The sequence below is a fragment of the Emticicia sp. TH156 genome, from assembly GCF_002855535.1.
Lineage (GTDB): Bacteria > Bacteroidota > Bacteroidia > Cytophagales > Spirosomataceae > Emticicia > Emticicia fluvialis.
The window spans coordinates 814,252-826,613 of record NZ_PKRS01000001.1; the positions used below are offsets into that span (position 1 = coordinate 814,252).

The following is a 12,362-nucleotide window of genomic DNA, read 5'->3' on the forward strand; positions in this document are numbered from 1 at the left end:
CCCAGATGGCATTTAAGCAAGCATTTTTAATAAACTTGCCAGCTTATCTTTCAAATCTTTTCTGTCGACAATGAAATCAAGGAAACCGTGATCAAGAACGAATTCGGCTGTCTGGAAGCCTTTCGGTAATTCTTTACCAATTGTTTCTTTAATTACCCGAGGGCCCGCAAAACCGATAAGGGCCTGAGGTTCAGATATATTGAAATCGCCCAGCATAGCATAAGAAGCAGTTACACCACCGGTTGTTGGGTCTGTTAAAAGCGAAATATAAGGAATACCTGCCTCTGCCAATTGCGCCAGACGAGCAGATGTTTTGGCCATTTGCATTAAAGAAAAGCCTGCTTCCATCATTCTGGCACCGCCAGAGCGTGAAATCATAAGAAACGGCACTTTGTTTTTCAAGGCATATTCTATGGCTCTGGCTATTTTCTCGCCTACTACCGACCCCATAGAACCACCAATGAAACCGAAATCCATACAGGTAATTACAATATCAACACCTTCCATTTTACCATGGGCAGTACGAGCAGCATCTTTTAAGCCGGATTTTTTTTCAGTAGAACGGATTCTATCCGGATAAGGCTTTGTGTCTACAAAATGAAGTGGGTCACCAGAGCGCAAATTGGCATCCAGTTCTGTGTAAACTCCGTCGTCAAATAATATATTGAAATAGGCCTCTGAGCCGATTTTTTCGTGGTAATTACAATGAATACAAGTAAAAGCATTGTTTTTGTGCTCACGTGTATGCATTACTTTCTTGCAATTCGGACATTGATACCACAACCCATCAGGCGCTTCACGCTTCATTTCGGTTGGTGTCTGAATCCCTTTGACAGTTCGCTTAAACCAAGACATATGTGAAAATCATTTTGAGGGGTCAAAGGTAAATAATCTTAGGTTTTCATTTCAACCTTTTTACTTAAATTTTTATGACTCAGCTCATATTTTTAATCCAAAAGCAGGGTTTGAGATGGTTAGCCGATTCAAATTTGAACAAAATATGCTCATTTCAGGCCTTTAGCTACCTGAAAAAGTATATTGTTGCCGACTAATTATCAATTAATGAACTGCCCCCCCTGCATCTATAAATACCAAGTTTGTTTATATACACCCTGCTGAAAAATTCAATGCCCTAAGCCTTACATTTACCCTTGCTTCACGCTCTTTTGTGTCTTCGAAATTTTTAATTTCGATTTTATACCTTATCTATCATTGGCGTTTTTTTAAGAAAAACACCGTTTTATTAACAACTGTTGATAACTTATTCACATTTTACTGATGTATTTTAACAATTAACACCAGTTAGGCTTAACTTCTCGATATATCTGATAAAGTATTCAGGGTTATTCACATTTCTATCCACATTATCCACATTATACCTGTTTTTTTCCTTTTTTGAGTTGTTCAATTACCAGCCTGGCTTAAATCTGAAATAATTTTGCAGGTAGCATCTTGAAATTACCTCAATAAAAATTACTAATTAATCTGGTTATACCACTCTTTTGAATATCAAAAGCCCTCTAAAACAAAAAAATGAGTCTCATAGTGGTATTTATAAGACTCATTCCAATCAAAAAGTATCTGGTATCAGTTAATTGCATCACCCCGAAGGATTCTGAATCTCCTGCGGGCGTCAGCACTGTATATACTGCCGGGAAAATTCTGCAGGATTTCCCTGTACAACTCCATTGCTTTATCTTTCTGGCCCAGGTTTTCCTGATATATTTTGGCTTCCAGATAAAGCGCATCGTCGGCCAGAATATCATAGTTATAGTTTTTTCGTAAGAATTCCAGATCATCCAGCGCTTTGTTAGGTTGATTAGTTTTCAGGTAGGTATTGGCCCTTAACCACAGAATTTCGTCAGCCAGAGAATGACTTTTATATTTTTGAAAGGCGCTTTCAAGTGCAGCCAAGGCCTCCTGATTTTTATTCTGAAATAGCAATAAATCAATAGCTGCATATTCTTTCATGGCGGCTTCAGTACTATCAAGGCCTGTGTTGTCCTGAATAAGCAAACTCAGTTGCATGGCATCGTTGGCTATTTCGCGGGTTGTGGCTTTTTTCAGAATATCCAGTACCTCTTTTGATAAATCAAATAAGCCGTTATAATAATGCAACTTGGCATTTTTTAGTTTGGCTTCCTGCCCCAGAAAATCTTCTTTTTGAGATTTCTCGACCTGAGAATACAGCAAAGTTGCCTCCCAGGGCTCATTTTTCAGTATATAAATATCTCCCAGGTCTAATTTACACTTATCTCTGAAAACAATATCATTACCTGCTATGCTTATGGCCTTTTCAAGTACGGCAATGGCCGTATCTTTTTCATTCAGATAAAAAGCATACAACTGTGCGGTGTTACGCATGGCCTCCATTGTTTTCTGATTCCGGCCCAAATCTGTAAACAAGTTATTATAGTCTTTGATCAGACCCCTGATCTGGAGTAAATCAACCGGATACGTGGTTTTTATTACTTCCTCTTTACAAAAAATGGCATTTCTGCGCGCATAAGGGTAAAACTGACCTTGCGGATACTCTTTCATTACGTATTCATACATCAGAATAGCATTTTTGAAATCCTTGTTTATCAAAGCCATCTGCGCCAGCTCGAAAACTTTTTGCCCTTCCTGCTTCAATCTTCTGTCTAATGCCCGTGTTTGTACAAAAGCCTTGTAAAACTCTTTCTGCTGCACCAAATGCCATATAAGCATATCAAGATAGTATTGTTCGTTCGGAAACTTCTGTACCTTGCTGTAAAGGGCCTTCTCGAGCAATTCTACTTCAGCCTCTGTCTTCAGATTATCCTGAAACGTGGCTTTTACGTAAACACTATTACCTTCGTTTAAGCCATATTTCAGCATTTCGTCAATCATAGGTTCTTTTTGACCGTTGTAAAGATAAGCCCGTGCAAAGAAAATGGCATATTTGTTATCATCTCTGGCCAATTCACGGGCTTTTTTTAACAACTGAATTACCTGCTCGGCTTTGTTATTTTTAAATAGAAAGTCTTGTATTTCGTACACTGTACCCTCATTACGAGCAGCCAGGTCAATTAAACTATTTAGTTCTTTCTGAGAATCGTCTACTCTGCCCGTCATTTCAAGCATAAGCGCGTAATCTGCCCGGTAGGTTAAAAACTGTTCATTGGCTTTTATCTGGCGCTTCAGAAATTTTTCGGCCTCGCCCCAATCCTTTAATTTGTATAAAGTCTGCAGATAATTGCTGTGGATAAGCCCCACTGAATTTTTGTCGCGGGCCAGCCTCCCATATATTTCTTTTGCTTTTTCAAATTCTCCCTGTTTAAAATATTCATTAGCCAATTCAATATCCTGGGCGCAAAGGCTCAAAGAGATTGAAATCAACGCAAAAAATAAAAAATACCGCTTCATGTTTTTCGGGAAAAAGAAAAAATAAAAATGTTTTATTGTTGTTTTTATTTTGTTAGGCCTGTGGAAATGTGAATAAATATAATCTGTGGAAAACGCTTATCCAACTTTTCAATTTAATAATCTGTTTTTCCACAGTTTTATTATGTTAATCCACACTTATTTTGTTGAATATCAGTTTTAAATATTGTTATTCACACTACTGTTTTTTTTAGTGCTGTTTATATGGTATCTATTATTCCACACCATGTTTCCACGTTAATCCACTTGGTGTGAATTGAGGAAAACAGGGTACTTTCAGGTGTATTCCACAGTTTATTTATTCTTTCCACTTTTGCAGGTGTGTTCCCCACGGTGTTATACAAGCTTATAATCATGCTATCCATAGTTTATCCACAGCTTATCCACTATGTTTATAATTACTTTTATCCTTTTTTACCCTAGTTTTTGTTATCTGAAAAATTATTTTGTGTTTTATTGATTGGCTTACAGGTTGGTTTAAATGCCTTATTCTGTTCGGTGAAGGTATTTATTGTTGTGCAGATAAAAGAAAAGGGTGGAAGAGCCTACCTCCCACCCTATTGTTTGCTTGCAGAAAACTATTTATTTCTTCTCTATGGATACTTTTATATCACGTAATTCAAAGTTTGCTTTTACGCGAATGACTTCGGTAGAAAAATATACTTTTTCTGGTTCTATATCTTTTTCTACGTTTCCATAGTCCCATTGGCCGTTGTTATTTTTATCTTCTATAATTCGTATGAGGTATGCACCTGGCTTTACATTAACGAAGTTAAATTTCTCTTTTGTTTTTTGTTCTTTTTCAACTTTGTAATTCTCGTCAATCAGCTGTACTATTTTATTATATTCATTTCCTGTAATGGTTCCTTCTACTATTCCGTAATCTTCAGGCATTAATATTGGGTTCTGATTGATTGTTTTTTTACTTGAATCGCCCTTTATGGTTATAAAAGCACCAGTTTCGAAAATTGTTTTAACTTCTCTTGTGGCTGTTATTTCTTTGTTTATGATCAACTGTGTTTTATAACTGTTCCACGATAATTCCTTTTCATCAAGTGGTTCATTTTTGATGGTATCGCTCATTATCTTTATTTTTCCTAAATCTGTTTTGGCAATAGGGGTATCAAAGTAAAGTTTGTAAGTTAGTTTTTTTTCTACCGGTGTTTTTGTTTTGGGCTCTATTTCAAAGCTTAAGTTTTCTGCTTTTACGTTTCTTTTTCTTTCCTGGTCTCTGAATTTTATTTTCTGCAGGTGCGTTAGTTCGTTATCTGCTGAGTCTCTAACGGTTACATTTACTTTAATTGTGTCTGTTTTTAATGGTATGTTGTAGAATTTAAGCTCGTTTCTTTTGGCTGAATAAGGAAGACTATCTGCAGGATTAACGAATGAAACCTTGTAAGTCTTAATTCCTTTGTCGTATATAATCGTAAAATCTTCTGCCCTTTGCAGGGTTTTCTGGTTTTTTGGTTTTTCATTATTGGCCATATAAAGTGCCATATTAATGTTGGCAATGTTTGAGTCGAGCCTGATTGTGTCCTTCACAAAGGCTATCATTTCTGATTTTGTATCGTACCTCAGATTGCTGTTTTTGTCGTTAAATGCGTATAGTCTGTATCTTCCTTTTTTTAGGTTTTCGAACTTAAAATTACCGCTTGAATCTGTTTTGGTGAAATAGTTTGGTTTTGTTTTTCTTAGATTAAGGGAATCCTGTACCTGGTATAATGATACCTGTGCATCTAGAATAGGCTGGTTTGTGAACAGATTTTTTACATTTCCCTGTACCTCGAGCGAGTCTATTTTTGCTCCTGTGCTAAAAGCAATTTTAAGGTTTCTTGCCTCATTTCTTTCATTAAGGTCTTTAATTCCTTTTTTGAAGTTAAGTGTATACGTAGTACTGTCTTTAAATGGTTTGTCGAATTTCAAGACTACACTATTTGACTTAGGTTTTATATTGTAGTATCCTTCCTGCTCTGGCACTATGACTAATTCCTGCCGAAGTGATGTTGCATCAATCAGTTCATCAAAATACAATTCTATCTGGTTTCCTTTGAAGTTGGTTTGTTTATCTGTTGGTAGTGATTTTATCAGCTTGGGAGGTGTTTCGTCTTTTTTACCTCCTGTTGGTGGTACGAACTGAGCACAACCCAGAATAAAATTACTACTGATTATGATACCTATTAATTGGTATAATTTTCTATTTAGCATTACTGTTTGCTTTGTTTGTTCAAAAATAAAACCCCCAAAGTATATTTGAGGGTAATTAAGAAAATTTAATAGTTTATCTGCCTAAATGAACCATTAATACTGAGATGTCGGCAGGTGATACGCCACTTATTCTTGATGCCTGCCCCAAGGTTTGTGGCTTTAGCTTTTTTAGTTTCTGACGTGCTTCTATTGATATGGACGTGAGTTTGTCGTAATCTATGTTAGGCACTATATTCAGGTTTTCAAGCTTTGACATTTTATCGGCCATTAATAATTCCTTTTCAATGTAGCTCTCATATTTTACATGAATTACTGCCTGTTCCAATACTTCATCATCATAAGCATTAAGATATGAATTTATTTCATCGCTCAGATTTCTGATATGTTCCAGTTCAATTTCTGGTCGTTTCAATATGCTATAGTAGGATGATTTTTCTCTGAGCCCGGCAGATTCAATAGATTCCAGAAAACTATTAGCCTGGTCTGGTGCTATTTTCATTTCTTTCAATGCCTTAACCAGTTTGTCTGATTTTTCTTTTTTCTGGTTCATTCTTTCCAGGCGTAACTGTGATGCAAGACCAATATCGAATCCTTTTTGAGTAAGGCGTATATCTGCATTGTCTTGTCTGAGCAATGTGCGAAATTCTGCCCTTGACGTAAACATTCGGTAGGGTTCATCGGTGCCCTTGTTTACAAGGTCATCTATCAATACGCCAATATATGCTTCATTTCTTTTCAGAATAAAGCTATCTTTTTCTTTTACCTTATTATGCGCATTTATACCGGCTATTAATCCCTGGCAGGCGGCTTCTTCATAACCTGTTGTTCCGTTTATCTGGCCTGCAAAGAAAAGGTTCTCAATCAGGTGTGTTTCTAAGGTCAGTTTTAGTTGCGTAGGTGGAAAGAAGTCGTACTCAATTGCATACCCCGGACGAAACATTTTTGCATTTTTGAACCCAGGTATTAGGCGCAGGGCTTCATACTGTATATCTTCAGGAAGTGATGTAGAAAAACCATTGATATACATTTCTACAGTGTTCCATCCTTCTGGTTCAACAAATATCTGATGGCGGTCTTTGTCTGCAAATCGGTTTATTTTATCTTCTACGGACGGACAATAACGTGGCCCTAAACCTTTTATTCTACCGCTAAACATGGGTGATTTATCAAAGCCTTTTCTAAGTGCCTGGTGGACGTTTTCGTTGGTATATGTTACATAACAACTTCTTTGTTTTTGTAAGTGGGGTGTATCAGTGTACGAAAACTTTTCGGGGTTTTCGTCTCCTTTTTGTTCTTCCATTTCGTTCCAGTCCAATGACCGACCGTCTACTCTTGGAGGTGTTCCGGTTTTCATTCTACCTGCTTCAAAACCCAATTCAACCAATTGTTCTGTAATGCCATGTGCTGCTTTTTCTCCGGTTCGGCCACCGCCAAATGTTTTTTCTCCGATATGTATTTTGCCGTTCAAAAATGTGCCATTGGTCAAAACCACCGATTTGCTTTGTATTTCTAAACCCATGGAAGTTTTTACACCTGCTACCCTGTTGTTTTTTACCAATAGGCCAGATACCATATCTTGCCAGATATCCAGATTCGTAGTTCTTTCAAGTGTATCTCTCCATTCTATTGCAAACATCATTCTATCGCTCTGGCATCTGGGGCTCCACATGGCTGGTCCTTTAGATCTGTTCAGCATTCTGAACTGAATCATTGTTTTATCGCTGATAATGCCTGATTGACCACCAAGTGCATCAATTTCTCTTACTATCTGGCCTTTCGCTACTCCTCCCATTGCCGGGTTGCACGACATCTGAGCTATGGTTTGCATGTTCATGGTTATTAGTAATACCGACGAACCCATATTGGCAGCCGCGGTTGCCGCTTCGCAACCTGCATGCCCTGCCCCTACCACAATAACATCATACTCTGAAAACATTACTTTTCTTTTTTTAGAAGTTGTTCCACGTGAAACATTATATTGAAATATTTAAGATTTAAATTTCATGTTCCACGTGAAACAGCTATTTGAAATTTTTATAACTGTGATTACTTAATTAATAAATAGGATAATAAGTTCAATAATATAGTGTCTCATGAAAAAGGACACCCCTTAGAGCGCCCTTGCAAAGGTACAAAGAAATACAATTACTTGATTTTTCTGAAATAATTATCCGTTTGTTTCTTGTAAAAGGGTGTATAATTAGGAGGAACTGTTCTGATAAGTTCTACCTGTTTTATTTTCTCTTGTAAGAATTTCTCCATAGATGGTGGAGCCGGCCGATTAAATTGTTGCGCCGTACGCGACTGACGATTAGGGTCTTCTTCCTGTTGTTTTATGGCTTTTTCAGCTTCTAATAAACGGGTCTGGATATCTTTTGAACGTCTTAATAATTCAGGGTTTATTTTTTTATTTACAAGGTCTGTTTCGTTTTCATCCATCTTTTTCTCAAGTTCCTTTAATTCATTACCGAGTTTTTTGCCAGCTTCTGTTCCTTTCAGGTCTTCTTGTAATTGTTGAATCATCTTTCTTAATCTGGCTTGTTCTTGTGCCAGACGTGCCGCTTCTTCTGATATCTGCCTGCCTGCTCCTTGCCCCTGCCCCATTTTTTCCATGCCCTGGTTTAGCTTTTGTTGCATTTCTCCTAGTGGTATTTGAGATGGCTTCTGGTTTTTCTTTCCTTTTTTACCGCTTCCGGGCATGGCGTTGGCCATCATTTGCTGCATCTGATTAAAGGTATCGCTTAGCATTAACGCCAGATTATTAATGGATGTCATGGCAAATTGCTGCTTGGCCGATGCCACATTCAGTTTACGTTCCTTGATAAACTTCACACTTTCATCCATCGAATTACGCATGGTAGTAACTTCTTTTGTAATGAACGACTGAATCTGCAACACACGCTTGGCTAAGGAATATAGGCTGTCTTCAATCATTTTGGCGTCATCCTGTAGTTTTAGCTGGTCTTGCGATAATTTTACAAAGCGGGGGTCAGAGACTGTCATGGTGCGGAAGTTCTTCATTAGGCTTTCCTGGTCAAAAGATAGTTTTACCAGGTTTTCCAGTATGGCTCTCATGGCATCCAGGTCTTCACCCATTTCCTGCATTTCAGCACTCTGCATTTCTTCCGACATCTGCCTGGCCATTTGTCTCATTTTTGAGGCAGCCTTTTTCTGGCTCTTAGATGCCGATGATTTCTGCTTTTGCTCAAGCTGTTTACTGGCGTTTTTCTGCTCTTTAGATATTTCTTCCTGCTCTTCTTTTTTTGTATCAAGGTCCTTTTTTAATTCTTTGCTGAGTTTATCTATATCTTCCATCTTTTCTTTCATATCGTCAAACTCATTATTCAAATCCTCCTGCTCTTCTTTTAAATCTTTATCCTTGTTTTCATCCTGATTCCCCTTATCAGCTTCTTCCTGTTTCTTTGTTTCATCAGCAAGATTATCTTGTTTGTCGGCAAGTTTTTCTAATTCCTGAGCGGCTTTTTCAACTTTTTGTTGCAATTGTAATTGTTTAAATAGCTTTAAAGTGCGGTCTATTTCCCTATCCATATTTCGCTCTTTGTTTTTTAGTTTTTCCAATTGCTCAATGGTTTTTTCGTCCATGTCTTTATTAAGCAATTTTTTAAGCTCTTCATACATTTTGCTCGACTCATCATTCATTAACTCATTCATCAGTTTTTTCAACTGCTGCATTTTTTCCTGCATCTGAGGGCTTTGCTGTTGGAAACGATTGGCTTTATCCTGCATACTGTCAAACTGCTCCTGTAATGCTTTTAATTCATTAACCAGGTCATCACGTTTTCTGAGTAGCTCTTCCAATTGTTTTTTCTCCTGAAAATCTAGGTCTTTTTTGCTCTTAAGCCGGTTTTCAAGGGTATTCAGCTCATTTTTTAATTTCTTCGACTTCTCAGTTATTTTCTCAAGCATGTTTTCGGTCTTCTCAGTAGCTTTTTCTATCTCAGCATCATATAGCTTAGTAGATGGCAGAGAAAGTGTCATAACGGGCGTTTTTGAGCTTTTAGAGCCATTAATTCCGTCGTTATCCCATAGCTGCAAGTAATACTCCACTTTATCACCCGGATTCAGCTTTAAATCTGTTAACGGTAACTGGTAATAAAAACTCTGCGAAACCTGCGATTTGTTAAAGGCAACGTCTAATGGTTGAAAAGCCGCATTTTTGTTATTGTCTCTGACAGTCTTATAGAATAATTTAAACTGCGACAGGCCGTAATCATCGGTAATGTTTCCGCCTAAAACAATATAATTGAATAATGTAGAATCTCTTAACTGCTCCAGTTGTATTTGCGGATACTTATCCGGAATCACATTTATGTAAAAGTCAACGTTTTCGCGGTTATTACTAAATTCATTTTTTAATTGAATCTGGTAAGAAACTGAGTTTTTGAGGCGCTTTACATAAGAAAAATTGTCGCCATACCCATCTTTAGCAGGTACTTTACCTTCATTGTTAAAACTCAAAAATAAGGAGTCTGTATTGGTAGCCTTTAAATTCCATTGTATTGTGGTACCTTCCGGAACTACCAGATTGCCCACGTTATTGAAATTTTCGTTGGCTTTATTCAGATAAGCAGGGTAATTGAGGCTAACATCAAAAGATAATAAGTTAGGTCTACTAACCAGCTCCAGCTCAAACTGGTTAGACGTATAGCCTGAGGCAAGAAAATGAAAATCGACAGCGTTCTGTACTTTTGAAAAAGTAAAAGAATAGGTTTTATTATCGATTGAGTTCATTTTAAACTTTCTGTCATTGGCCACCAGGTATACAGCTTCAGGTACGGCATTACCAATGAGTTTCAGATTTAATATAAAATCTTCATTTTTTATGGCTTTTAACTCATCGTTGGTTATCTCAAATTTAAATGGTGCTTCTTCGGCAAACTCTTTCTGAAAATACACAATCCGCTCAGTGCTGCTCCTGAAAAATTTGGGAGAAACGGCAGCTATCAATAAAATCAGAACCAGCGGTGGCAGTGCGTACTTAAGGTATTTCTTGTTTTCACTGAATTTGATAGCATCGGCAAAACGAATAAATTTCAAGTCCTGCGATTTCTGATTAATACTGGCCTGCAATAGAGCGTTGTCTTTCTCTGAAAACTGTGCTAACTGAAGTGTATTGAGGAGCCTATCCCCTACCTCCGGAAAAAACTTTCCAATTTCTTGGGCGGCTATTTCATAAGTAAGTGGTTCGTTCAGATGTAGCAGATACATAATGGGTTTGATAACCCAGAAGATAAGCGAGTAAATGGTAACTCCAACAAATAGCAGTAGCAAAGCCCCTCTTACAAAAGAATTGAAACGGCCGAAGTACTCAATGGTATTGAGCAACAAAAAAGAGCTGAGCAATAAACCTAAAGTAATTAATGAACCTTTAATTAAAAGATTCTTATAATACCGACGCTTGTACTCATCAATTTTTTCGAAAAGAGCTTTAACAGTACCCGACATAGTATGAAAAAGTTAAGGAGTTTCTATTTGCAACGACTCAATAAATCTAATTTACTATATTTTAACGGAAACTTGCTCTTTTTAGTGAAAGGGAATATTCAATTTATTTAACATTAATATTGAATATTCCCGAATACCTACGTATATGCACTAGATTTTTAATTAAAATCGATACAAAGTTCTATCGGGCAGTGATCAGAGCAATGTAAATCAGGATGGATGAGAGCGCTCTTCAGATGTGCTTCCATAGGTTTTGAGGCAAAGTTGTAATCAATACGCCAGCCAAGATTCTTGGTCCTAGCCCCTGCCCTGTATGACCACCAGGTATAATGATGAGGGTCTTTATTAAAGAAACGGAAGGTATCAATGTAACCGTTCTCAATAAATTTGCCGACCCAGGCGCGTTCTTCAGGTAAGAAACCCGAAGAATTGGCATTGGATTTCGGATTATGAATGTCTATTTCTGTATGACAAATGTTCACGTCGCCACTCACAATCAGGTTTGGAATGACCTCATTTAGTTTTTGTACATAAATGAAAAAATCATCCAGAAATTTCATTTTTATTGTCTGCCTTATATCGCCGGTAGTTCCGGAAGGGAAATAGGCGCATAATAATGAGAAATTATCATAGTCTGCCCTGATAACCCGGCCTTCAAAGTCATACTCAGCTATGCCTATGCCATATTCAACGTGCTTTGGCTTTATTTTTGTAAGTATGGCAACGCCGCTATAGCCACGTTTCTGTGCTGGAAACCAGTAGCAATGAAAGCCTAGTTCTTCAAATGCCGGGGCAATTAGTTCTGTTTCAGAAATCTTAATTTCTTGTAAACAGATAGCATCAGGTTGTGTAATTTTTAGCCAATCTAATAATCCCTTATTGATGGCGGCACGTATGCCATTGACATTGTAGCTGATAATTTTCATATATGTAGTCCGACTTCGGTTCTGAAATACTCTATCACAAAATGTTTCAACAGGTTTTCCTGCGCCAGTAAGTCAAAATTAGGTAAAGGTTTTATAAGTTTCCAATGAGGCCAGCCTTCTGCATCTACCCCATCGAGTACGTAATATCCTCCATAACTTAATACTTTGCAAATAGCTATGTGCATTAAATCCTGTTTTTCTTCTTTTGTAAAGAATTTTTTGCCTTTCCCTAACTCCTGTACACCGATTATAAATAATACACCATTGAGGTCGACTGGTTTTTTTCCCAGATTTTGTTTCAGAAACATTAATAATGTTTGCCAGTTTTCTTTTAAATTAACATCGTCTGTCATGCACAAT

Annotated in this window: 7 protein-coding genes; all 7 read right to left on the bottom strand. The window is 37.3% G+C overall.

Annotation, left to right across the window (positions count from 1 at the left end; translation table 11 throughout):
- Window positions 1-12 precede the first annotated feature (12 nt).
- Window positions 13-855, bottom strand: coding sequence for an acetyl-CoA carboxylase, carboxyltransferase subunit beta (gene accD / locus C0V77_RS03445; RefSeq protein WP_101724899.1), 843 nt, complete (start codon window positions 853-855; stop codon window positions 13-15).
- A 732-nt stretch (window positions 856-1,587) separates the two neighbouring features.
- Complete coding sequence (locus tag C0V77_RS03450) at window positions 1,588-3,387, bottom strand: tetratricopeptide repeat protein (RefSeq protein WP_101724900.1); 1,800 nt, start codon at window positions 3,385-3,387, stop codon at window positions 1,588-1,590.
- A 600-nt stretch (window positions 3,388-3,987) separates the two neighbouring features.
- On the bottom strand, window positions 3,988-5,610 hold the full coding sequence (locus C0V77_RS03455) for an Ig-like domain-containing domain (protein WP_101724901.1): 1,623 nt from the start codon (window positions 5,608-5,610) through the stop codon (window positions 3,988-3,990).
- A gap of 73 nt (window positions 5,611-5,683) precedes the next feature.
- Window positions 5,684-7,546 carry a tRNA uridine-5-carboxymethylaminomethyl(34) synthesis enzyme MnmG gene (gene mnmG, locus C0V77_RS03460; protein WP_101724902.1) on the bottom strand — a complete coding sequence of 621 codons (1,863 nt, stop codon included), beginning with the start codon at window positions 7,544-7,546 and terminating at the stop codon, window positions 5,684-5,686.
- 209 nt (window positions 7,547-7,755) lie between these two features.
- Window positions 7,756-11,076 (bottom strand): DUF4175 family protein, encoded by a 3,321-nt coding sequence (locus C0V77_RS03465; RefSeq protein WP_101724903.1) that lies wholly within the window; start codon window positions 11,074-11,076, stop codon window positions 7,756-7,758.
- Window positions 11,077-11,234: 158 nt separating this feature from the next.
- A complete protein-coding gene (locus C0V77_RS03470) occupies window positions 11,235-12,002 on the bottom strand; it encodes an exodeoxyribonuclease III (RefSeq protein WP_101724904.1) in 768 nt (255 codons plus the stop codon).
- Window positions 11,999-12,355 carry a hypothetical protein gene (locus C0V77_RS03475; RefSeq protein WP_101724905.1) on the bottom strand — a complete coding sequence of 119 codons (357 nt, stop codon included), beginning with the start codon at window positions 12,353-12,355 and terminating at the stop codon, window positions 11,999-12,001. The genes C0V77_RS03470 and C0V77_RS03475 overlap by 4 nt, the downstream gene beginning before the upstream one ends.
- Between the last annotated feature and the right edge of the window lie 7 nt (window positions 12,356-12,362).